Here is a 22041-nt window from a genome sequence, read left to right on the forward strand (position 1 = left end):
GTTCTGSSCTGGCGCACCAGCTCGGCCCGCCCGCGCCAGCCCAGAACAAAGCCCAAGGAGTCGAGGAGAATGGATTTGCCCGCACCGGTTTCGCCGGTCAGCACATTCAGGCCGGGCTGAAAGTTCAGCTCCAGATGATCAATGATCAGGATATCGCGGATATCAAGCGCGCGCAGCATAGCCCCGCCTCCGTGCAGCAGCGGCCGTTACAGCCACTGCCCTTTGACCGTCTGACGGTAAATCTGGCTCAGCCAGTTGTTGCCGCGGTCCCGCAGTTTCAGCCCGTTTGCGGTCAGCAGCTTATAGCTGCTGTCATACCATTCGGTGGACTGGAAGTTATGGCCCAGAATGGCACCCGCTGTCTGCGCCTCGTTGGTCAGGCCCAGCGACAGATACCCCTCAACCAGCCGGTGCAGCGCTTCGGCTGTGTGGCTGGTGGTCTGGAAATCTTCAACAACCACCCGGAACCGGTTGATCGCGGAGGTATAATGACCCCGGCGCAGGTAATAGCGGCCGATCTCCATTTCCTTGCCCGCCAGATGGTCAAAGGCCAGGTCGAACTTGAGGATTGCAGAAGTGGCATATTCGCTGTCGGGATAGACCTCGATCACCGTGCGCAGCGCCTGCAGCGCCTGGAAGGTCAGGCCCTGGTCGCGGCCCACTTCGTCGATCTGGTCATAATAGCTCAGCGCCAGCAGATACTGGGCATAGGCCGCATCTTCATCCGCCGGGTAGAAGTCGATGAACCGCTGCGCAGCGGCGCGGCTGTTCTCGTAATCCTTGGTGCTGTGATAGGCAAAGGCCTGCATGATCACCGCCTGCTTGGCCCATTCTGAATAAGGATACAGGCGCTCGATCTCGGAGAAGTAATAAGCCGCGTCCTTGGGCTGCTTCTCAGCCAGCTCAAACTCGCCGCGTTCATAGATCTGCTCTGGTGAGAAGGCCTCCAGAGACTCGCCCCGCTTGACCGCGCCGCCGTCTCCGCCGCAGCCCGCAAGGGCCGCCATCAGAAGGACCGCGCCGAGGGTTTTGGCTCCCGCCCTGATGCCGTTCATAGTGCCTAACCTCACCGTCTTTGACTTACGGGTGTGCGCCCCGGTTATGCCGTCTCTAGCATATTCAATTGGCGCGCAAAACGCCTTTCGCCACTTCCGTGTTCACATGGCAGAGAAAGCGGGCAATGGTCAAGTCCGCCCAACTGTTCCTGCTCCCGTCTGCAGCCCCGCTGCACAGGAAAAGACCCGGGACATACGCGCCCCGGGCCAGTTTGCCGCTCGTTCCTGGTTTTATTGCCTTATGCCACGCGGCGCTGTTCGGCCGGGATTTCCGACCAGATCAGCCCTTGTCCCGGCAGCCGCGCGGTCATCGCTGCATCGCAGGCGACGGCCCGGACCGCACCCGGCTCCGCAAACAGGGCACGCAGCAATGTGTTGGTCAGCGCATGCCCCGCGCGCTCGCCAACATACCGCCCCAAGATCGGCCCCCCAGCCAGTGCCAGATCCCCCAAGGCATCCAGCATCTTGTGGCGCACAGGCTCATCCGAATGGCGCAGACCCGCGCCGCTCTCAACCCGTTCTCCGTCAAACACAACGGCATTTTCACCCGGCACACCGCCCAGAGCGAGGCCATTGGCCTGCATCGCTTCCACGTCTGCCTGACGGCAGAAGGTGCGGCTGTCGCACAGTTCGCGTGCAAAGCTGCCGTTGCGCATGTCCAGAACCTTGCTTTGGCGGCCGATGGCAGCCTCGGCAAAGTCGATATGGAATTCAATCGTCAGCCGGTCGCTGGGCAGCAGGCTGGCGCGGGCGCCGCCCTTCTCTACCGTCACCGGCTTCAGCACTTCATAGGCCATGATCGGCACCCCCAGCCGGCGCACGCCTTGGCTCATGATGCCACGCACAAACGGCGCCGAGGAACCATCAACGATCGGCACTTCCGGCCCGTCGATTTCGATCAGCGCGTTATGAACGCCGCAGCCCGCCAGGGCCGCCATGATGTGTTCTACCGTAGATACGCTGACGCCAGAGGTATTGACCAGCCGGGTGCACAGCGGGCTGCGCTCAACCAGGTCCCAGCGCGCCGGAACCAGGGTGTTGCCCAATGCAATGTCGGTGCGCTTGAAAACGATGCCGTGCCCCGCCGGAGCCGGGATCAGGACCATGCGCGCAGGCTGGCCGGAATGCAAGCCGAGCCCTTCAAATGCTACCGATGCTTTGAGCGTATTCTGCACGTTGCGCCTCGTTCCACTGTTTCCGGCCTCATAAGCCGTGTTGCGAACGAGAGTTAAGGTTTTGCAAAAAAACCTACAACTCAATCTTTGTAACGGTTTGAAACATGACTGTAACAGATAAGCAAATCACCGCTCAAAATTGCGCAAATAACTGAAATACAAAAATAAAAAGCCGCCCGGAGGCGGCTTCTTCAGTTGGTTTTGTGAACCGTCAGTTTGCTTGGCGGCGCAGGAATGCGGGGATTTCGATGCGTTCCTGGTCCGGGTCAGCCTGCTGCGCCTGCACCGGCTGTTGCTGGGCCGCGGCGGCCGGGGCCTGCATGGCCGGCTGCTGGCGTGCGGCCTGCGGCGGCTGTTTGCCTGCCGGAGCGTCAGCCGTGCCGGTCATCCGGTGGATCAAGGAATTCAGACCAAAGCGGCGCTGCCCGTCGGGCTGCTGCTGCGCATTTTGCTGCTGTTGCGGCTGCGGTGCCGGTGCGGCAGGGGCCGCTGCCGCACGCGGCTGCTGAACCCGTTGCGCTGCCGCCTGCAGGCGCTCCAGCGCTTGCGGCGACGGGGTGCCCGGAGCAGGTGCCCTCGGCGCCACAAAAGCGTCAGGCTGCGGCTCGGGTGTTGTTGCCTGCGGGCGGAATTCCGGAACCTGCGGCTGATAGGCCGGCGGCGGCAGACCGTCGTTGTCCACCAGTTCCGGCTCTTCAAAGATGTCTTCAGCCTGTTCCTGCGCGGCGGCCTGCTGCGCGTTCATCTCTTCGAACAGCGACGGCTCTTCCAGCTGCGCGGCTTCGGGTTGAACAGCCTCCGGGGCCGGGGCGGCCGCGGCTGCTGCTGCAGGCTGCTCAACCGGGGTTTCCAGTTCCAGCGGTGCCGGACGGGTATCTTCAACACTGACAGTCTGGCGCAGCGGCGCCGACATCGGACGGCGCGGCACCGGCATTTCGGTGTTCACATCCACAGCGTCGATACCAGTGGCAACAACGGAAACCCGCATCTTGCCTTCCATGCCGGTGTCCAGGGTCGAGCCGACGATGATGTTGGCGTCCGGATCCACTTCCTCGCGGATGCGGTTGGCGGCTTCGTCCAATTCGAACAGGGTAAGGTCGTGGCTGCCAGTGATGTTGATCAGCACGCCGCGCGCGCCGCGCAGGCTGATTTCATCGAGCAGCGGGTTGGCAATCGCCTTCTCGGCGGCCTGAACCGCGCGGTCCTCGCCCTCGCCCTCGCCGGTGCCCATCATCGCCTTGCCCATCTCGTCCATCACCGCGCGCACGTCGGCAAAGTCGAGGTTGATCAGGCCCGGGCGCACCATCAGGTCAGTGACGCCCTTGACGCCCTGATACAGCACGTCATCCGCCATCGAGAACGCCTCGGTGAAGGTGGTCTTTTCATTGGCCAGGCGGAACAGGTTCTGGTTCGGGATGATGATCAGCGTATCGACGACCTTTTGCAGGCTTTCGACACCTGCTTCGGCCTGACGCATCCGCTTGAGGCCCTCAAACTGAAACGGCTTGGTCACAACACCGACGGTCAGCACGCCCAATTCGCGCGCGGCCTGCGCGATGATCGGCGCAGCACCTGTGCCGGTGCCGCCGCCCATGCCGGCAGTGATAAAGCACATATGCGCGCCCGCCAGATGGTCGACGATCTGCTCGATGCTTTCTTCGGCCGCGGCGGAGCCGACCTGCGGGCGGGCGCCAGCGCCCAGTCCTTCGGTCACTTTCACACCCAGCTGGATGCGGCTTTTGGCCGAGGCCTGCTGCAGCGCCTGCGCGTCGGTGTTGGCCACGACGAATTCAACGCCGTCCAGCTCCTTGGCAATCATGTTGTTGACGGCGTTGCCGCCGGCCCCGCCGACACCAAATACCGTGATCTTCGGCTTCAACTCTTCCTGCCCGGGCATCGAAAGATTCAACGTCATGCTCATACCGCCTGTGTTACCCGCCCTTCCCGCAAAGGGCTTTTTCCTGTGCTATTACCATAATCTTACCGCGCAGAGGCTGTTTCGTCATCCCAAAAAGCACAACGAGCCACAAAATACGGCCTCATTCTAAGGCTTAAACCGCGGTATTTCGCCGTCCCTAGCAGATATTGGGGATCCAGCACAAGCCACACACAACACAGATGTCGCATCCGCAAAATCACTTCTGCGGAAGACATCTTTCCTGATACGTGGCTGGCCACTGCCCGGCCTGCTGAATCGCCGCGTTTGCCGCGGACGTTAAGAACAACCTAACGGGTCCTGCCGACGCTGTCACGCCCTCTTTGATCCGTCAGGCAGAATTGAAAAGCGGCTTACCAGTTGTCCCGGAACCAGCGCACGGCCCGTCCCAAAGTGCCCGCCGGATGACGGCTGGCGGGCATCTCGAAATCCCACCATTCGTCCTGCGGATGGGCGGCAAACAGGCACAGCCCCACCGCCGAGGCAAAGCCCGGACCGGTCGCCGATTGCGGCAGGCCATGCACCCGCAGCGGGCGGCCCAGCCGCACCTGCTGACCCAGGATCCGGCTCGCCAGCCCGTCCAGCCCCATGATCTGGCTGGAACCGCCGGTCAGCACGATCTGCTGGCTGGGAAGATACTCGAACCCGGCTGCATCCAGCCGTGTGCGCACCTCTTCCAGGATTTCCTCCACACGGGGCCGCATGATGCCGATCAGCTCGGCGCGGCTGACAGTGCGGCGGTCATGCTCCCAATCGCCGGTATCACCGCCGATGTCGATCATATCCCGGTCATCGGCGCCAGTGGCATGCACCCCGCCGCAAAAGGTCTTGATACGCTCGGCATTGGTCAGCGGCACCCCCAGCCCCATCGAAATGTCGCTGGTGATGTGATCACCGCCCAGACGCACCGCGTCGGCATAGATCATATGTTTCTTCATGAAGACCGAGATCGAAGTGGAACCGCCGCCCATGTCGATACAGGCCGCCCCCAGCTCCTGCTCGTCCTCGACCAGCGCCGAAAACCCCGAGGCATAGGCCGAGGAGGCAATCCCCGCCAGCTCCAGATCGCAGCGCTGGATGCAGCGCACCAGGTTTTGCACCGCGATGGCATCCACCGTCAGCATATGCATGTCGACCGCCAGGGTCTGCCCCATCTGGCCGCGCGGATCGCCCAGGCCCGAGCGGTTATCCAGTGCAAAATTCACCGGCTGCGCATGTATCACCTCGCGGCCCGCGCCGTATTCCGGCACTTCGCAGGACGCCAGCACCTGCGCCACCTCATGCTCCGAGACCACCTGGCCTTCAAGATCCAGCTTGGCGTCCAGACCGTAAGAGCGCGGATTGGCGCCGGAGAAACAGGCGATCACGTGGTCAACCCGCACCTCAGCCATCTTCTGCGCCGCCTGCACCGCAGTACGGATGGCGCGTTCGGTTTCCTGCATGGCATTGATTTCGCCGAACTGAACACCACGCGACCGCGTGGTCGCGGCCCCGATCACCCGGAACCCCGACTGCCCGGCCAAGGCCCCGATCGAACCGTCTTCGCTCAGCCGTCCGGTGCCGTCAAACCGCAGCACCAGGCAAGCGATCTTGGAACTACCCACGTCAAGAATGGCCACTACGCCGCGCTGCATCGCCTGGCGCCGCATCTGCCGCATGGCCCGCTGCGATTGATAGAGATCTGTCATATTACTGCCCGCCCCCATTCAGCTGCCGGATCCGCCACCAATTTTCCACTGAGTTTTCCGTCATGCGGATGGTCGGGCGCCCAGCCAGGCGCATATCCACCGCTGCCACATCGCGTTCCAGCAAATCCTGCACTTCACTCACCGCCAGCACCCGCTCCAGCGCGCGCACCGGCTGCTCCGCCGGCAGCATGATCCGCTGCTTGCGATCCAGCACCACGTCCCAGCGCCGCTCGCCTACACGGACCAGCCCGCGCAGCCGCGGCCCCAGCGGTTTCGCCGCCGCAAACAGGCGCAGCGCCTGCGCCGCGTGTTGCTCGGCCCCTTTGCCGGCGATCAGCGGCAGGTCCGGGTGCAAGTTGCGGCGGCCCAGCTCGGCCACGTGAATGCCGTTCTCATCCAGCAGCGCCAGCCCCTCGCGGCTGCGCCAGATCAGCGCCGGCTCGCGTTCCTCGACGTCCACTTGCAGGATGCCGCCAGGGCGGATCCGCACTCTCGCAGTCTTTACCGGATCCAGCCCGGTGATCACATCGCGGATCTGCTCCAAATCCAGATCAAAGGAGCTGACGGGAAAATCTGCCGGCACCACCTCGCGGATGTCTTGCGCCACGCTGGCGCCCGCACCGTCCACCGCCATCACATTGACCATGAACTCGGGCCGCTCCTCGATTGCGGCGCGGGCGTCGTTGATCAGTCCCTGCAGCGCGGCTCGGCGGCTCTCATCCGCCAGATAGGCACTGCCCGCAGCGAAAATCAGGCAGAACGGCACTCCGATGCGCAGGCCGAACCGGATACCCGGCGTCAGCATCCAGCGCTGCAGCCGGTACTTCAGCCGCGACGGCGCCGGATCCGCGCGCCCTTCGCTGCCGCCGCTGCGGCGGAAACGCCCCTTCAGCGGTTGCATGAGGCATCCTCCACCATCCAGGCGCAGAGTTCGCCGAACGTCATGCCCAGATGTGCTGCCTGCTCCGGCACCAGCGAAGTCGGCGTCATGCCGGGCTGGGTGTTGGTCTCCAAAAGGATCAGCCCGCTGGCGCCGCGCGCCTCATCCCAGCGGAAATCGGTGCGGCTGACACCGCGGCAGCCCAGCACCTCATGCGCCTTCAGCGCATATTCCAGGCAAAGGTCATGGATTTCCCGCGGCAGGTCCGCGGGCAGCACATGGCGCGATCCGCCCGGCTTGTATTTGGCGTCGTAATCATACCAGCCATCGGTCAGGATATCGGTCACCGTCAGCGCCCTGTCGCCAACAACAGTGGTGGTCAGCTCGCGCCCCGGTGCATAGGTCTCGACCATCACCTCGGCAGGCATTTCCTCGGACAACTGCGGCGGGCCGTTGGCGGCCTCATGCACGATATAGATGCCGACGCTGGAACCTTCATTGTTGGGTTTCACCACATAAGGCGGCGCCATCACGTGGCCTGCGCTCACATCGTCTTTGGCAAACAGGCCGCTTTCGACAACCGGCAGCCCGGCGGCGCGGTAAACTTCCTTGCAGCGCTGCTTGTCCATTGCCAGCGCCGAGGCCAGCACACCGGAATGGGTATAGGGGATTTGCAGCCATTCCAGCACACCCTGGACGCAGCCATCCTCGCCCCAGCGCCCGTGCAGCGCGTTGAAGACCACATCCGGCTTGATTTCCAGAAGGCGCGCATGCAGGTCGGTGCCCGCATCCGCCTCAACAACCTCGAACCCCTCACCGCGCAAAGCGGCCGCGCATTCACGGCCGCTGGACAGCGATACCTCGCGTTCGGCTGACGGTCCGCCCATCAGCACCGCGACTTTCGGGAGTGCCCTGCTCGACTTACTCACCACAAGCGCCTCAATATGCGGGGCTTTGCGCCCCTGGTTATTGGAACCCCTGAGCGGGCCCGCCTTATCTCTATGCGCCGGCGCATTGCCGGCTGATTCTTGCGGGGCCTTGCGCCCCAGTGTCTGCGGGGCTTTGCGCCCCAGTGTCCGCAGGGCGGTCCGCCCCTGAAACCGGCATAGCATTGCCGCCTCTTCGGCACCCTAACGCCCCAAATCTTACCGGCGTGTTAACGGTGCCTTTACCACGATTAAGAATTTCCGCCGCCCGGACCCGGTTCAGGCCTCATGGTTCCCCCAAGCGGCGGCAACGGAAGCCTTTGTCAACGCTCAGGTATTCCAGTTATTCGGGAAGCGGATCACCAATCCGCATGATTTCCCACTCTAGCGTGATGCCGGAATCATCGTAAACCTTTTTCCGCACATCTTCGCCCAGACCTTCCAAATCTGCGGCAGTTGCGCCACCGGTGTTGATCAGAAAGTTGGAATGTTTCTCGCTCATCTGGGCACCGCCGCGCTGCGCACCGCGCATGCCGGCGCTGTCGATCACCTTCCAGGCCTTCAGATCATGCACGTCATCCGCACGGCCTGTGGATGAGAACCCCGCCGGATTGCGGAAGGTGGAACCGGCCGAGCGGTCGCGGGTCGGCTGGGTCTCATCGCGCTTCTGCAGCTGCGCCTCCATTCGGGCGTGCAGCTCTGCCGGATTGCCCTTGGGTCCGCGCAGTTTGGCCGAAACCAGCACCGCACCCTCCGGGAAAGCGGTCTGACGGTACTCAAAGCTCAGCTCTTTTGCGGTAATCTCGCGGATCTCCCCCTGCCGCGTCACAATGGTGGCAGACACGAACACATCCGCGGTGTAGCTGCCGTAACAGCCCGCATTCATCCGCACTGCGCCGCCGATTGAGCCGGGAATGGTACGAAGGAAGGTCAGGTCGATGCCTGCATCTGCCGCACGCTTCGCCACATGGGCATCCAGCGCCGCGGCGCCCGCGGTGACGGTGTCGCCATCGGTCTCAATACCGTTGAAGCCCCGGCCCAGCCGCACCACCACCGCCCGCAAGCCGCCGTCGCGCACAATCAGGTTCGACCCCACCCCCATCGGGAAAACAGGCACAGCCGAATCGAGGCCGCGCAGGAATGCTGCCAAATCGTCAATATCCGCAGGCTGGAACAGACAGTCCGCGGGCCCGCCCACGCGCAGCCAAGTCAGCTCCGCCAGCGGCTTGCCTTCCAAGAGCCGCCCGCGAGCCGCCGGTAGTACCTCTTCAATTTGCGCCGCCATCTTCGTTTCCGCCCCAAATTCCAGCCAGTGAACGCGCATAGTCCGTAAACAAGATGCCCGCCGAAATAAAGAGACATCGCAATCTCGCGGCTATTGTGCTGGTGATCCTCCAAACACAGGCCCAGCCCCAGCCATATCAGCACCAGCACCCAGACAAGCACCAGGCCCGCAGCCGGCCAATGCCATCTCTGGCGGGCAAAGTAATAGAAGCCGATCAGCCAAACCGCTCCAAAAGCCAGCCAAATTGCAGTAACTGCCACCATTGCCAAACCCCGCGGCCGGCAGTCCGCAGGCCGGCTTCAACACAACAAAAAACGGTGCTACCGCATAAGTAGTGGCAAAGCCGGAAACATTTTGTAAACACGCGGCAGCAATCCGCCGCCGTCAGCGCCCGGCGGTGCGCTTGATCCACCGCCCAAGATAGATTACCGGCCAGCGCAGCACCGACATTCCGGCGAGCAGCACCGCCAGCCCCCACCAGGGGCCGTTTTCATAAGTGACATAGCCAAGCAGTGGAATACCCAGTGCAATCAGCACATAAGCGCGCCGCCAGTGGTTGTCCCGGCTCGGGATCATCGCCAGCACATTGGCGGTCAGCGCCCAGATCGCGGCAAGGGTCAGCGACAGCGTCATCCGGCACCCCCAGTGTTCTGGAGCCCGCCCGCGGCAGGCACCGTTTTCCTTACGGAAAACGACCCGGATTTTTCGAAAAATCCGGCCACCGGCAGCCGCACCCTAGCGCTCCAGCCGCGCAGGAAGGCCGTTGGCCCAGGCGCTGATGGTGCCGGCGCCGAGACAGACCACCATATCACCGGGGCGCGCCTGTTCGCGCACCAGGCGCTCCAGATCTTCTTCGCTGAGGATGGCGCGGGCGTGGCGGTGGCCGTGGCGGATAAGACCGGCCACCAGATCATCGCGGCCGGCACCCTCAATCGGGTCTTCGCCTGCCGCGAACACCTCGGCAATCGCCACCACATCCGCCTCGTTGAAACAGGCGCAGAAATCGTCAAACAGATTCGACAGGCGCGAATAGCGGTGCGGCTGGTGCACCGCAATCACCCGGCCCTCGCTGGCCTGGCGCGCCGCCTTCAGCACCGCGGCAATCTCCACCGGGTGATGGCCATAGTCGTCGATGATGGTAACGCCGTTCACCTCGCCCACTTTGGTAAAGCGGCGGTTCACGCCGCCGAACGCCGCCAGCGCCTCGCGGATCTCAGTGCTGTTCATCCCCAGATGCCGGGCCACCGCCACGGCGGACAAGGCGTTGGAGACATTGTGATCGCCGGGCATCGGCAGGGTGCAGCCCTCGATCACCCGGTCTTCGGCCTGCAGATGCACATCGAAATGGGCCACGCCGCCCTTGTAGGTCAGGTTCACCGCCCGCACGTCGGCCTGCGCGTTGAAACCATAGGTCACAACCCGCCGGTCGGAAATCCGGCCGATCAGCGCCTGGACCTCAGGGTGGTCGGTGCAGCAGACCGCCACACCGTAAAACGGGATGTTGGAGACAAACTCCAGAAACCCGTCGCGCAAGGTATCAAAGTCGCCCCAATGCTCCATATGCTCGGGGTCGATGTTGGTCACAACCGCGATGGTTGCAGGCAGCCGGTTGAAGGAGCCGTCGCTTTCGTCCGCCTCGACCACCATCCATTCGCCCTGCCCCATCCGCGCGTTGGAGCCATAGGCGTGAATGATGCCGCCGTTGATGATCGTGGGGTCAAAGCCGCCGGCCACCATCAGCTCCGCCATCATGGTGGTGGTGGTGGTCTTACCATGGGTGCCGGCAATGGCGACGTTGGATTTCAGCCGCATGAGTTCGGCCAGCATGTCCGCCCGGCGCACCACCGGCAGGCCGCGCAGGCGGGCCTCGTCCAGCTCCGGATTGCCCGGTTTGATCGCCGAGGAGGTCACCACAACCGCGGCCTCCTCCAGGTTTTCCGCCTTCTGGCCGACAAAAATCCGCGCGCCCAGCTCTTCCAGCCGACCGGTGATCTTCGAAGATTTCAGGTCTGAGCCCTGCACCATGTACCCGAGGTTCAGCAGCACCTCGGCGATGCCCGACATGCCGATGCCTCCGATCCCCACGAAATGGATCGGGCCGACGTCTCCGGGCAGTTTGGTTGCAGGGTTCATGGGCGTTATCCTTCCTCGGCCAGTTGCTCCACCAGCGCCGCCAGTCGTTCGGCGGCATCGGGGACCCCGGCGCTCAGTGCAGCGGTTGCCATCTGAGTGGCAGCCTGCGGGTTACTCAGAATCGCGCCCATATGCTCTGCCAGAACCGGGATATCAAGGGCGCTTTCCGGGATCATCACGGCGGCATTGGCGTCAACCAGTCCGCGGGCGTTGGCGCTTTGGTGGTCGCCTGCCGCAGCGGCAAAGGGGATCAGGACCGAAGGCCGCCCGATGATCGAGATATCGGCGACCGACGACGCCCCCGAACGCGAGATCACCAGCTGCGCCTCCGACATGCGCGCGGGCACGTCGGTAAAGAACGTCTGCACATCGGCATTGATGCCATGCTCAGCATAGAACGCATTGACCCGGTCCAGGTCTTCCTCCCGCGCCTGATGCGACACCCGCAGATACCGGCGGATATTCTCAGGCAGCGCGGCAACCGCCGCAGGCACCACGTCAGAGAGGATCCGCGCGCCCTGGCTGCCGCCCATCACCAGCAGCGACATCGGGTAATCGCCCGGCGGAATATAGGCCGCACCCGCCCGCTCCATCACCGCGCTGCGCACCGGATTGCCCACATGCTCATGCGCAACACCTTCGGGCAGCGCCGCCGGCCAGGTGCCGCAGGCCACCCCTGCAACCCGCTTGGCAAACAACTGGTTCACCCGGCCCAGCACCCCGTTCTGCTCATGGATCATCCGCGGCAGCTTCAAAAGCGTCGCCGCCCCCAGCGCCGGGATCGACGGGTAGCCGCCAAAGCCAATCACCGCATCGGGCCGCTCGCGCCGCATCTGCATTGCCATCGACAGCACGCCGCCTGCGATCTTCGGCCCCGCCAGCGCCTTGGCCAGCAGCCCGCCGCGGGCAAAGGTGGCCGAGGAGACCTCGGAAATCTCCACCGCGCTGGGAAACGCTGCGGTGTAACGCGCGCCGCGCGCATCCGTTGACAGTTTCACCCGCCAGCCGCGGGCCAGCATCGTCTCAGCCAGCGCCTGCGCAGGAAACATATGGCCGCCGGTCCCGCCGGCAGCCATCAAAAGCAGTTTCTGTGCCATCCCAGGAGGTCTCTTTCCAAATCTCGTCAGCGGCCGCGGCCGTTCAGGTAGTCGGCAATCCCGCCCTGCGGACGGGTCCGGGTAAAGGCCAGCAGCATACCCACCGCGATGCCGGTGGCAATCAGCGAGGATCCGCCGTAGCTGACAAACGGCAAAGTCATGCCTTTGGCAGGCAGCAGCCGCACCGCAACCCCCATGTTGATCATCGCCTGCACGCCGAACATGCACACCAGCCCGGTGCCCGCCAGGCGGATAAACGTATCGCGCTCGCGCATCAGCCGGAACAGCGAACGCACCACGATCGAGGCATAAAGCGCGATCAGCACCACCACCAGCACCAGCCCGTATTCCTCAGCCGCAACTGCGACGATGAAATCGGTATGGGCATCCGGCAGCGACCATTTCACTTGGCCTTCGCCAACGCCAACCCCGAACAGCCCGCCCTCGCGGATCGCATTGGTGGCATAGCCCAGCTGGGTGGTGGGATCGACATCGGGGTTCAAAAAACCGTCGATGCGGCGGGCAAAGTGTTCTGAGCTGTTATAGGCAAAGACACCGCCCATCACGACCACGGCCGCCATGCAAACCAGCAGCAGCATTGGCGCACCGGCGACGAAATACATCACCCCCCAGCCGAACAGGATCAGGCTCGCCTGGCCGAAATCCGGCTGCAAAACCAGCATCATCACCACCATCATGCACAGCGCAAAAGACATCAGCGTGCCCGGCGGGCCGTTGATCTGCTGGCTGGCCGCAATCATCCAGGCGGCGACCACGATGAAACCGGGCTTCAGGAACTCCGAAGGCTGCAGCGAGGCAAACCCTAGCGAATACCAGCGCACCGCGCCCTTGCCGAAATCAGTGCCGAAAATCGGCAGGAAGGCCAGCGCCACAAAGGCCAGGGCAAACCCCAGCACCGCCAGCCGCCGCACCAGCGTGGGCGACATCACGGATGTCACCAGCATCGCCATCAGCGCCGTCAGGCCGAAAACCGCCTGCCGCTGCACATAGTGGAAATTGCCGAACCCGTTCCGCTCCGCCAGCGGCACCGAGGCCGCCAGCCCCAGCAAGAGCCCGATCACGAACAGCATCAGGATGCAGGACATTGTCCATTTATCCAGCGTCCGCCACCACTTGGGAAGAATCGGCTCACCTGCCTGCACGGGAACCGCGCCATAGACCATCTCAGTCATGGGAATACCGCCACTATATGCCTCGTTCCGCCCCATTTTTCGGGGTCTCACAGAAACTGTAACGAAACGTGAGCCGCGGCGCCAGAAAAAGAACACAGTTCGGCGGAAAACCACCGCCCGCGCGGCGGGTCATCTTGACAGGCAGGAAGCTGCCAGATCGCCGGCGCCAATCCGCCAGCCTGCTCTTGCCGGCCTCCCCCTTGCGCCAGCGCCGGTTCCGTGGTCGATGCGCGCCATGCAGATAAACACTTTGATTCTCGGCGCCGGCGCGGCAGGCATGATGTGTGCGCGCTACTCGGGCGGCAGCACCCTGGTGATCGACCACGCCAAGGCGCCGGGCGAGAAGATCCGCATCTCCGGCGGCGGCCGCTGCAACTTCACCAATATGTATGCGGAAGCAAAAAACTACCTGTCCGCCAACCCGCATTTCTGCAAATCGGCACTGGCCCGCTACACCCAGTGGGATTTCATCGGACTGGTGGACCGCCACGGCATCACCTGGCACGAGAAGACCCTGGGCCAGCTGTTCTGCGACGGCTCCGCCAAGCAGATCATTGCCATGCTGACGCAGGAGATGGCACAGGCTGGTGCGGACCTCTGGCTGCAAACCTCCGTCGAAGCAGTGGAGCAGGTCGCAGACGGCTTCCGCGTCCAGCTGCTGCGCGAGGGCAAGCCGCAAACCGTCACCTGCCGCAATCTGGTGCTGGCCACCGGCGGCAAGTCGATTCCCAAAATGGGCGCCACCGGGCTTGCCTATGATCTGGCCCGCCAGTTCGGGCTGGAAATCACCGAGACCCGCCCGGCGCTGGTGCCCTTCACCTTCCCCGATGGCCGTTTCCAGCCGCTGGCCGGGGTCGCCCTGCCCGCGCGGCTCTCAAACACCCGCACCGGCTTTGACGAGGCGCTGCTGTTCACTCACCGCGGCCTCTCCGGCCCCTCGGTGCTGCAGCTCTCCTCCTATTGGCGCGAAGGGGAGGAAATCACGGTGAACCTGATCCCGGAAACGCCGCTCTACGACCTGTTGCGCGACCAGCGCCAGGTCGAGGGCCGCCGCGACCTGACAACTGAACTGGCGCGCCACCTGCCCGGCAAGCTGGTGGACTTCCTTGCCCCGCAACTGGGCCTCAAGGGCCGCCTGGCAGACCAATCCGACGCCGCGCTCACAGCCCTCTGCGAGGCGCTGCAAAACTGGCAATTGCTGCCCGCAGGCACCGAGGGCTACCGCACCGCCGAAGTCACCCTGGGAGGCATCTGCACCGATGGCCTCTCCTCCAAAACCATGGAGGCCAAAGCGGCGCCCGGCCTCTACGCCATCGGCGAGGCGGTGGCTGTCACCGGCTGGCTCGGCGGCTACAACTTCCAATGGGCCTGGTCATCGGGCCATGCAGCCGGCACCGCCATCGCCGACAGCCGCTAAGGCCGGCTTGACACCGCACGCGGCGGCATTCATCATAGTTACCATGATAATATAAATGGAGAAACACCATGACCGCCCCCTTCCAACTGGTCGCCAAGATCACTCCGAAACCGGAACACATGCAAGATGTGCGCCAAAGCCTGCTGGACATTCTGGAACCGACCCGGGCCGAGCCCGGCTGCCTGAAGTTCCTGCTGGCCGAAGGCCGCGATGGCGATTGCTTCTACCTGGATGAAGAATGGGCCGGCGACGAAGCCCTGGCAGCGCATTACGCGGCGGATTACATCACGCCGATTTTCGCCAAATATGAAGCCTGGCTTGCGAAACCGGTCGAGATCCACAAGATGACCGCGCTGGCCTGACGCCCATGTTCTTCCTCAAGGAACTTCCGTCGCAGCAGATGGTCGGCACCTACGCCAAGGATTACGGCGCCGACCCCGCCCATATCTCCAGCGCGCTTGTGATGATGCGCCGCGCCAGCCTGCTGATCCGCAGCCTCGACGCCTATTTTGCCGCCCACGGGCTGTCGCAGCTGCGGTTCCTGGTGCTGATCGTGATCGACCGGGAACCGGACCGCACCTCGCTGACGCCGAATGAGATCGCCCAGCGTATCGACGTGTCGAAACCGGTGATGACCCGCACCCTGCAATCGCTGCACAAAGACGGGCTGATAACCGTATCAGACAACCCCTCCGACGGACGCTCCAAAGACGCCGCGCTGACCCCCGAGGGCCGCCAGCGGCTGCAGGACACCCTGCCCGGCTACTTCAGCCTCCTGTCAGAGGCGATGACCCAGCCGTCCGCCGCCGCGGGCTGACCCTCAAGGATCTTCCGCTTCGGAGCCGCCTTCGCTTGAGCTTTAACGGCCAGGGACAGCCTCCGGGATCAAGCGGAATTGCCGAGGGCCCCCGCCCCGGCGGGGAGACGGCCATTCCGCTTGAGCACGGGGGATGGCTCTGGCAGGCAAAGACCAAGTGAAGGCGGATGCGATGCGGATTTTCCGCTTGGGTGAGCCTGAAGCCCCCCTAATCTTCAATGAACACGCTTTTGTTCGGCGTCACCCCGCGGGTATAGGTGCAGAACGTGTCATGCGCCTCCGGCGTGGTGGTGTGGATCTTGATATTGGTGATCACCTCCACCGCACCGAACTCCAGGCAGGCCTTCACCGCCCGTTTCACAATCTCCAGCAGCTGGTCCAGCTCGCCCCTCATGGTGGTTTCCATCGCCCCCGCCTGGAACGGCACGCCCGAGGCTTTCACAACCGCAATGGCCCGATCGACCGCCTCGAAGTTGTTCCCTTCGCGCAGCCGTGGAATGACCTGAAAGGCCAGCATTACGGTGTTCCTGGCATCTGCGGTTTCTGCCATGCGTCTTGCGCCTTCTTGCCGGCGGCCTCAGCCCAGCCGCGCCTTCACTTCTGCCGCGAAATCATCGCCGCGCTGTTCAAAATTGTCATATTGATCAAAACTCGCCGCCGCAGGCGCCAGCAGCACGGTGTCACCCGCCTGCGCCTCTGCCATGGCGCGCTCCACCGCCGAAGCCATGGTGGTGCAGACCTCCGCCTCCACATCCAGCTGCAAGGCAAACCCCGCCGCCTCGCGCCCGATCACATAGGCTTTGGCGACATTGCCGGTTTTGCCCTGAAACGCCTCCAGCCCGCCGTCTTTCTCCAGCCCGCCGCAGATCCAGCGGATGCTCTTGAAGGCACTTACGGCTTTCACTGCGCTGTCCACATTGGTGGCCTTGCTGTCATTCACATAGCGCACGCCGCCCGCCTCAGCTATGGTCTGGCTGCGGTGCGGCAGGCCGGGAAATGTCGCCATGGCATCGCCAATCAGCCGCGGCGCCAGCCCCAGGGTGCGCGCCGCCGCATAAGCCGCGCAGGCGTTCTGGTGGTTATGCGCGCCCGGCAGCCCGGACATTGCGCGCAGATCAATCGACGCCGCCTGCCGCCCCTTGCGGTATTCCGACAGGAACCCCTTGCGCGCAAAGACCTGCCAGCCCGGTCCGGTCAGCTTGCGCGCCGCAGAAACCCGGATCACCCGGTCGTCGCCAGGACCCTCGGACAGCTGGCCTGCCAGAAACAGCCCCTCATCCTCGTCGGTGCCAATCACCGCGCGGTCCGGCCCGCCCTCGGCAAACAGCCGCCGCTTGGCCGCAAAATAGCCGCCCATGCCGCCATGCCGGTCCAGATGGTCCGGGCTGAGGTTGGTGAACACCGCCACATCCGGTGTCAGCGCGCGGGCCAGCTCGGTCTGATAGCTCGACAGCTCCAGCACCACCACGCCGCCATTGCCCGGCGGATCAATGTCCAGCACCCCGCGGCCGATATTGCCCGCCAGCTGGCTTTCGCGCCCGGCCTCCTGCAGGATGTGATGCAGCAGCGCCACCGTGGTTGATTTTCCGTTTGACCCCGTCACCGCCACCACCCGCGGCGGCTGGTCATGCATCTGCCATTCGGCATCGGCGAAAGAGCGGAAGAACAGCCCGATGTCATTGTCCACCGGCACGCCCGCATCCATCGCGGCGCGGATCACCGGATTGGGCTTGGGATAAAGATGCGGAATGCCGGGCGAGGTGATCAGCGCCGCCATACCGTCAAAAGCGCCGGCTTTGTGCAGGTCGCGGCAGCCGAAGCCTTCCGCCTCCGCCGCCTCCCGCGCAGCAGGATTGTCGTCCCAGCAGACCGCCTCAGCCCCGCCTGCCCGCAAGGCACGCGCCGTCGCAAGGCCCGAACGGCCCAGCCCCAGCACCGCCACCTTGGCGCCCTCATATCCTTTGACCGGGATCATCGCCTGCCCTCATCCTGATGAATTTGCTTCTGCGGCACATTGCACAGGTGCAAGCCGGGCTTCAAGCGCTGCCCCGGCACGGGTCCCAGGCCCGTGCCACGCCCAACAATTGGCAGGCAGGCAAAGCCTGCCGAAATTGGCGGGAGCATGCCCCCGTTGCGCATCCGCCGTACGCTGCCCTCACCGCATCTTCACCCGGGCGGGCTACGCTCCTCCCGTTGCAGCAAGAACACCAGGAGACCGGCCCCCTCAGACCACCTCTTCATCGGGTGCAGGGCGGGTCCGCACAGGCCAATAGACGGACATGGCCCCTGACAAGGGCCATCCGATGCTCCGCTCCCCCGGCGGCGCCGCCTTCTTCATAAGGAAAAACCGCGCCAAGCCTCAGCCCCGCGCGGTTTCATGAAATGCAAAAGCTTCACCACCCGCCGGAAGCCCTGGCGCGGCGGCCAAAACCGGTGCCTTACCGGACTTTCAGCGTCGCCAGGCCGATCATTGCCAGGATCAGCGAGATGATCCAGAAGCGGATCACGATCTGCGGCTCGGCCCAGCCCTTCTTCTCGTAGTGATGATGGATCGGCGCCATCAGGAAGACCCGCCGCCCGGTGCGTTTGAAATAGAGCACCTGAATGATCACAGACAGCGCCTCAACCACAAACAACCCGCCGACAATGGCCAGCACCAGCTCATGCTTGGTGGCGACCGCAATGGCACCCAGCGCCCCGCCCAGGGCCAGCGAGCCGGTGTCGCCCATGAACACCGCAGCAGGCGGCGCGTTGTACCACAAAAACCCCAGCCCTGCGCCGAACAGCGCGGCGCTGAAGATCAGGATCTCACCGGTTCCGGGCACATAATGCACGTCCAGATACTCGGTAAAATCGACCCGCCCCACCGCATAGGCAATGACACCCAGGGTGCCGGCCGCAATCATCACCGGCATGATCGCAAGGCCATCCAGCCCGTCGGTCAGGTTCACCGCATTGGCGGCACCGACAATGACGCAGATCGAAAACGGCACATAGAACAGGCCAAGATTGATCAGCGTGTCCTTGAACACCGGCAGCGCCAGCTGGTTCTGCAGCGCCTCCGGGTGGAACCGCGCAGCCAGAACCGAACACAGGGCTGCAATTGCAATCCCCAAGGCCAGCCGCAGCTTGCCCGAAACGCCAGCCGTGGTCTGTTTAGACACTTTGGCATAATCATCAGCAAACCCGATCAGCGCAAAGGCCAGCGTGACCAGCAGCACCATCCAGACAAAGGGATTATCAAGCCGCGCCCACAGCAGGGTCGACGACAGCAGTGCGCCGACGATCAGCAGCCCGCCCATGGTCGGCGTGCCCGCCTTAACGAAGTGCCCCTCCGGCCCGTCATCACGGATCGGCTGGCCCTTGCCCTGCTTGCGGCGCAGCACATTGATCAGCGGCTTGCCGAACAAAAAGCCAAAGACCAGCGCAGTCATAAAGGCGCCGCCTGCGCGGAATGTGATATAGCGGAAGAGGTTGAAAACATCCCCTCCGTCCGACAAAGCGGTCAGCCAATAGAGCATTTTGCTCTTCCCCCGATCCTTAGGTGTTTTCTGATTTGGGGCCGGATTGACCCATTTCGCGGATGCCGTCAACGATCTTGGCCAGCCCCATGCTGTTGGATCCCTTCGCCAGCACGATATCGCCGCCTGCAATGGCGGCGCTCAAACCCGGCAGGGCTTCGGCACTGGTTTCGTACCAGCCGCCGCGTTTTTCCTCTGGCAGCGCCGCATACAGCGCCTTCATCAAAGGGCCGACGCAGTGGATTTTCTCAATGCCCGCAACGGCCTGCAGCAAGGCAAGGCCGGCGTGAAGCTGTTCTTCCTGCGGGCCCAGCTCGCCCATGTCGCCAAGATAGGCAATCCGCCGGCCCGCGCCAGGCGTCGCCGCCAGCACCGTCAGCGCTGCCGCCATCGAGGTCGGGTTGGCGTTATAGCTGTCGTCCAGCAGGATGACCTCTCCGCCGTCCAGCCGGATCACCTCGCGCAGGCCGCGGCCCTTGACCGGCGACCACAGGGCAAGGCTTTCCACGGCGCGCGCGGGGTCAGCGCCCAGTGCTTCAACACAGGCCAGCGCGCCCAGAGCGTTCATCGCAAAATGCGCCCCAAGCGATTGAATGTGCAGCTCAACTTCGCGCCCGTTCGCGGTGGCGCGGGCAACGGTTTCCTCGCCCTCAATCACTGCAGAGTGCAGCTTGCAGTCCTCTGCGTTGCCGCCGAACCAACGCGCTGCAATGCCCAGATCAGCCGCCACGTCCCGCAGCACATGGGCCTCGGCAATATCGGCGTTCAGCACCGCAACGCCGCCGGGTTCCAGCCCTTCCATGATTGCGGCCTTCTCAAAGGCGATGCCCTCGACACTCTCAAACGCTTCCAGATGCACCGCGGCCACCGTGGTCACCATCGCCACATGCGGACGCGCCTGTTTCGCCAGCGGAGCAATTTCGCCGGGATGATTCATGCCGATCTCGATGACGGCAAACTCGGTATCACGCGGCATCCGCGCCAAGGTGAGCGGCACGCCCCAATGGTTGTTGTAGCTCGCCACGGCAGCATGGGTCCGGCCCTGGTCGGACAGCATCCGCGCCAGCATTTCTTTGGTCGAGGTCTTGCCGACCGAGCCGGTGACAGCAACGACCCTGGCCTGCGAGCGTGCCCGCGACGCCCGTCCCAAGGCCTCCAGCCCGGCCTGCACGTCGTCCACAATCAGCAGCGGCGCGTCAGAAGAAACACCTTCGGGGACGCGGGAAACCAGCGCCGCGCCAGCACCTTTTTCCAGCGCCTGCGCCACGAAATCATGGCCGTCGCGCGCGGCCTTCAAGGCCACGAACATATCACCCGACTCAATGGTGCGGGTGTCGATCGACAGGCCGGCTACAGACCAGTCCCCCTGCGCCTGCCCGCCGGTGGCTGCGGCGGCTTCGCTTGCAGTCCACAGCGTCATGCGAGCCTCCCGTCGAGGGCTGCCGCCGCAATACTGGCCTGCTCCACATCGTCAAACGGCAGCACGGTGTCACCCACGGTCTGGCCGGTCTCATGCCCCTTGCCGCAGACAATCAGCGCATCGCCCGGCCCCAGCATGTCGGCACCGCGCAGGATCGCCTCGGCGCGGTCGCCGATCTCGATGCAATCGGGCGCGCCGCCCTTGACCGCGGCGCGGATAATCGCCGGGTCTTCGCTGCGCGGGTTGTCATCCGTCACGATCACCGCATCGGCGTTCTGATGCGCCGCCTGCCCCATCAAGGGCCGCTTGCTGGTGTCGCGATCGCCGCCTGCCCCCACGATGGCAATCAGCCGGCCCAGCACATGCGGGCGCAGCGCCTTGATAGCGCTGGCAACGGCATCGGGCGTATGGGCGTAATCAACAAACACGGCAGAGCCATTGTCGCGCGACGCTGCCAGCTGCATCCGCCCCCGAACGGTGGTCAGATGCGGCAGGGTTTCAAACACCCGCTCCGGGTCCTCGCCGCCGGCAATCACCAGCCCGCAGGCCAGCAGCACGTTTTCCGCCTGAAAGCCGCCAATCAGGTTGAGGCGCAGCTGATGGGGTTTGTCGTGCCAGGAAAACCGCACATCCTGACCGGTGCCGTCATAGCGCAGCCCCATCAGGTTCAGATCGCCAAGGCCGCGGCCCACGGAAATCACCTCCTGCCCGCGGGCGGCGGCCACCGCGCGCATCTCGGCGCCGCGGGGGTCGTTCATGTTGATGACAGCCACACCCTCGTCCGGCAGCACCCGGCGGAACAGGCCTGCCTTGGCGTTGAAATAGGCCTCGAATGTCTCGTGGTAATCCAGGTGGTCCTGAGTGAAATTGGTGAAACCCGCTGCCGCCAGCTGCACCCCGTCCAGACGCCGCTGGTCCAGCCCGTGCGAAGACGCCTCCATTGCGGCATGGGTCACGCCTGCTGACGCGGCCTCTGCCAGGGCACGGTGCAGGGTGATCGGTTCCGGCGTGGTATGGGCCAGCGGATAGCTCCAGGCGCCCTCGATACCGGTGGTGCCCATGTTGACGGCCTCATGGCCCAGTTCACTCCAGATTTGGCGCACAAACGTCGCCACGGATGTCTTGCCATTGGTGCCGGTCACCGCAACCACGGTCTGCGGCTGGCCGCCGAACCAGAGCGCTGCCGCATAAGCCAACGTCTGGCGCGGGTCCTCGACCACCACCAGCGCGGCGTGGCTTTCGTCCAGCACCTTGGCAGCAATGCCCGCGCCCGCGGCATCGGTTAGAATGGCCGAGGCGCCCAGCTCCAGCGCGGCGGGGATGAACTTCGCTCCATGCACCTGGCTGCCCGGGAGAGCTGCAAAAAGAAAGCCCTCGCGCACCTCCCGGCTGTCCACTGCCAGGCCGCGGATCTGCGGATCGGCACCGCCGCGGGCAGTGAGCCCCAATTGGCTCAGAGGCTGGTCTGGTCTGCTGCTGCTCATGGCGGCCCTCACCT

Annotated in this window: 20 protein-coding genes; 3 read left to right on the top strand and 17 right to left on the bottom strand. The window is 64.1% G+C overall.

Annotated features, from left to right (window positions below):
* The 12 genes from A2I95_RS21280 to ftsW form a co-directional block, all read right to left on the bottom strand.
* Window positions 1–179: AAA family ATPase (locus tag A2I95_RS21280; RefSeq protein ID WP_291733092.1), on the bottom strand; the 179-nt coding region annotated here is incomplete at its 3' end.
* A gap of 27 nt (window positions 180–206) precedes the next feature.
* A complete protein-coding gene (locus tag A2I95_RS21285; RefSeq protein ID WP_291733038.1) occupies window positions 207–1055 on the bottom strand; it encodes an outer membrane protein assembly factor BamD in 849 nt (282 codons plus the stop codon).
* A gap of 239 nt (window positions 1056–1294) precedes the next feature.
* Window positions 1295–2230 carry a UDP-3-O-acyl-N-acetylglucosamine deacetylase gene (gene lpxC / locus A2I95_RS21290; RefSeq protein WP_291733040.1) on the bottom strand — a complete coding sequence of 312 codons (936 nt, stop codon included), beginning with the start codon at window positions 2228–2230 and terminating at the stop codon, window positions 1295–1297.
* A 211-nt stretch (window positions 2231–2441) separates the two neighbouring features.
* A complete protein-coding gene (ftsZ, locus tag A2I95_RS21295; RefSeq protein WP_291733042.1) occupies window positions 2442–4145 on the bottom strand; it encodes a cell division protein FtsZ in 1704 nt (567 codons plus the stop codon).
* A gap of 374 nt (window positions 4146–4519) precedes the next feature.
* Window positions 4520–5854, bottom strand: a complete 1335-nt coding sequence (gene ftsA / locus A2I95_RS21300) for a cell division protein FtsA (protein WP_291733044.1) — start codon at window positions 5852–5854, stop codon at window positions 4520–4522.
* A 1-nt stretch (window position 5855) separates the two neighbouring features.
* Window positions 5856–6755, bottom strand: coding sequence for a cell division protein FtsQ/DivIB (locus tag A2I95_RS21305; RefSeq protein WP_291733046.1), 900 nt, complete (start codon window positions 6753–6755; stop codon window positions 5856–5858).
* The gene (locus tag A2I95_RS21310; RefSeq protein WP_291733094.1) at window positions 6743–7621 is read right to left on the bottom strand and encodes a D-alanine--D-alanine ligase; all 879 of its coding nucleotides are present in this window, start codon (window positions 7619–7621) and stop codon (window positions 6743–6745) included. The genes A2I95_RS21305 and A2I95_RS21310 overlap by 13 nt, the downstream gene beginning before the upstream one ends.
* Before the next feature lie 382 nt (window positions 7622–8003).
* On the bottom strand, window positions 8004–8945 hold the full coding sequence (murB, locus tag A2I95_RS21315) for a UDP-N-acetylmuramate dehydrogenase (RefSeq protein ID WP_291733048.1): 942 nt from the start codon (window positions 8943–8945) through the stop codon (window positions 8004–8006).
* 384 nt (window positions 8946–9329) lie between these two features.
* A complete protein-coding gene (locus A2I95_RS21320) occupies window positions 9330–9578 on the bottom strand; it encodes a DUF2484 family protein (RefSeq protein ID WP_291733050.1) in 249 nt (82 codons plus the stop codon).
* A 102-nt stretch (window positions 9579–9680) separates the two neighbouring features.
* Complete coding sequence (gene murC, locus A2I95_RS21325) at window positions 9681–11078, bottom strand: UDP-N-acetylmuramate--L-alanine ligase (protein WP_291733053.1); 1398 nt, start codon at window positions 11076–11078, stop codon at window positions 9681–9683.
* A 5-nt stretch (window positions 11079–11083) separates the two neighbouring features.
* Complete coding sequence (locus A2I95_RS21330; RefSeq protein ID WP_291733056.1) at window positions 11084–12175, bottom strand: UDP-N-acetylglucosamine--N-acetylmuramyl-(pentapeptide) pyrophosphoryl-undecaprenol N-acetylglucosamine transferase; 1092 nt, start codon at window positions 12173–12175, stop codon at window positions 11084–11086.
* Window positions 12176–12201: 26 nt separating this feature from the next.
* On the bottom strand, window positions 12202–13368 hold the full coding sequence (gene ftsW, locus A2I95_RS21335) for a putative lipid II flippase FtsW (RefSeq protein ID WP_291733058.1): 1167 nt from the start codon (window positions 13366–13368) through the stop codon (window positions 12202–12204).
* Between the two features lie 235 nt (window positions 13369–13603).
* Here ftsW and A2I95_RS21340 point away from each other — a divergent pair, with 235 nt between their 5' ends.
* From A2I95_RS21340 to A2I95_RS21350, 3 genes are all read left to right on the top strand, one after another.
* On the top strand, window positions 13604–14785 hold the full coding sequence (locus tag A2I95_RS21340) for an NAD(P)/FAD-dependent oxidoreductase (RefSeq protein ID WP_291733059.1): 1182 nt from the start codon (window positions 13604–13606) through the stop codon (window positions 14783–14785).
* A 68-nt stretch (window positions 14786–14853) separates the two neighbouring features.
* Window positions 14854–15147 carry a putative quinol monooxygenase gene (locus A2I95_RS21345; protein WP_291733062.1) on the top strand — a complete coding sequence of 98 codons (294 nt, stop codon included), beginning with the start codon at window positions 14854–14856 and terminating at the stop codon, window positions 15145–15147.
* Between the two features lie 5 nt (window positions 15148–15152).
* Window positions 15153–15602 (top strand): MarR family transcriptional regulator, encoded by a 450-nt coding sequence (locus A2I95_RS21350; protein ID WP_291733065.1) that lies wholly within the window; start codon window positions 15153–15155, stop codon window positions 15600–15602.
* A 208-nt stretch (window positions 15603–15810) separates the two neighbouring features.
* Here A2I95_RS21350 and A2I95_RS21355 read toward each other — a convergent pair whose 3' ends face one another.
* The 5 genes from A2I95_RS21355 to A2I95_RS21375 all read right to left on the bottom strand — a co-directional run bounded on the left by A2I95_RS21355 (window position 15811) and on the right by A2I95_RS21375 (window position 22027).
* Entirely contained in the window at window positions 15811–16152 is a 342-nt protein-coding gene (locus A2I95_RS21355) for a thiamine-binding protein (protein ID WP_291733068.1), read from the bottom strand.
* 27 nt (window positions 16153–16179) lie between these two features.
* The gene (murD, locus tag A2I95_RS21360) at window positions 16180–17577 is read right to left on the bottom strand and encodes a UDP-N-acetylmuramoyl-L-alanine--D-glutamate ligase (protein ID WP_291733071.1); all 1398 of its coding nucleotides are present in this window, start codon (window positions 17575–17577) and stop codon (window positions 16180–16182) included.
* A 463-nt stretch (window positions 17578–18040) separates the two neighbouring features.
* Window positions 18041–19123: a phospho-N-acetylmuramoyl-pentapeptide-transferase gene (gene mraY / locus A2I95_RS21365; protein ID WP_291733074.1), complete on the bottom strand. Its 1083-nt coding sequence runs from the start codon at window positions 19121–19123 to the stop codon at window positions 18041–18043.
* Between the two features lie 19 nt (window positions 19124–19142).
* Entirely contained in the window at window positions 19143–20543 is a 1401-nt protein-coding gene (murF, locus tag A2I95_RS21370) for a UDP-N-acetylmuramoyl-tripeptide--D-alanyl-D-alanine ligase (RefSeq protein WP_291733077.1), read from the bottom strand.
* Window positions 20540–22027 (bottom strand): UDP-N-acetylmuramoyl-L-alanyl-D-glutamate--2,6-diaminopimelate ligase, encoded by a 1488-nt coding sequence (locus tag A2I95_RS21375; protein ID WP_291733079.1) that lies wholly within the window; start codon window positions 22025–22027, stop codon window positions 20540–20542. The genes murF and A2I95_RS21375 overlap by 4 nt, the downstream gene beginning before the upstream one ends.
* Between the last annotated feature and the right edge of the window lie 14 nt (window positions 22028–22041).

It is taken from the genome of Leisingera sp. F5 (assembly GCF_001593695.1).

Coding starts and splice junctions, on each gene's coding strand:
- A2I95_RS21285 (WP_291733038.1), bottom strand. CDS start 1,055: ATGAACGGCATCAGGGCGGGAGCCAAAACCCTCGGCGCGGTCCTTCTG.
- ftsZ (WP_291733042.1), bottom strand. CDS start 4,145: ATGACGTTGAATCTTTCGATGCCCGGGCAGGAAGAGTTGAAGCCGAAG.
- ftsA (WP_291733044.1), bottom strand. CDS start 5,854: ATGACAGATCTCTATCAATCGCAGCGGGCCATGCGGCAGATGCGGCGC.
- A2I95_RS21305 (WP_291733046.1), bottom strand. CDS start 6,755: ATGCAACCGCTGAAGGGGCGTTTCCGCCGCAGCGGCGGCAGCGAAGGG.
- A2I95_RS21310 (WP_291733094.1), bottom strand. CDS start 7,621: ATGGGCGGACCGTCAGCCGAACGCGAGGTATCGCTGTCCAGCGGCCGT.
- murB (WP_291733048.1), bottom strand. CDS start 8,945: ATGGCGGCGCAAATTGAAGAGGTACTACCGGCGGCTCGCGGGCGGCTC.
- A2I95_RS21320 (WP_291733050.1), bottom strand. CDS start 9,578: ATGACGCTGTCGCTGACCCTTGCCGCGATCTGGGCGCTGACCGCCAAT.
- murC (WP_291733053.1), bottom strand. CDS start 11,078: ATGAACCCTGCAACCAAACTGCCCGGAGACGTCGGCCCGATCCATTTC.
- A2I95_RS21330 (WP_291733056.1), bottom strand. CDS start 12,175: ATGGCACAGAAACTGCTTTTGATGGCTGCCGGCGGGACCGGCGGCCAT.
- ftsW (WP_291733058.1), bottom strand. CDS start 13,368: ATGACTGAGATGGTCTATGGCGCGGTTCCCGTGCAGGCAGGTGAGCCG.
- A2I95_RS21340 (WP_291733059.1), top strand. CDS start 13,604: ATGCAGATAAACACTTTGATTCTCGGCGCCGGCGCGGCAGGCATGATG.
- A2I95_RS21345 (WP_291733062.1), top strand. CDS start 14,854: ATGACCGCCCCCTTCCAACTGGTCGCCAAGATCACTCCGAAACCGGAA.
- A2I95_RS21350 (WP_291733065.1), top strand. CDS start 15,153: ATGTTCTTCCTCAAGGAACTTCCGTCGCAGCAGATGGTCGGCACCTAC.
- A2I95_RS21355 (WP_291733068.1), bottom strand. CDS start 16,152: ATGGCAGAAACCGCAGATGCCAGGAACACCGTAATGCTGGCCTTTCAG.
- murD (WP_291733071.1), bottom strand. CDS start 17,577: ATGATCCCGGTCAAAGGATATGAGGGCGCCAAGGTGGCGGTGCTGGGG.
- mraY (WP_291733074.1), bottom strand. CDS start 19,123: ATGCTCTATTGGCTGACCGCTTTGTCGGACGGAGGGGATGTTTTCAAC.
- murF (WP_291733077.1), bottom strand. CDS start 20,543: ATGACGCTGTGGACTGCAAGCGAAGCCGCCGCAGCCACCGGCGGGCAG.
- A2I95_RS21375 (WP_291733079.1), bottom strand. CDS start 22,027: ATGAGCAGCAGCAGACCAGACCAGCCTCTGAGCCAATTGGGGCTCACT.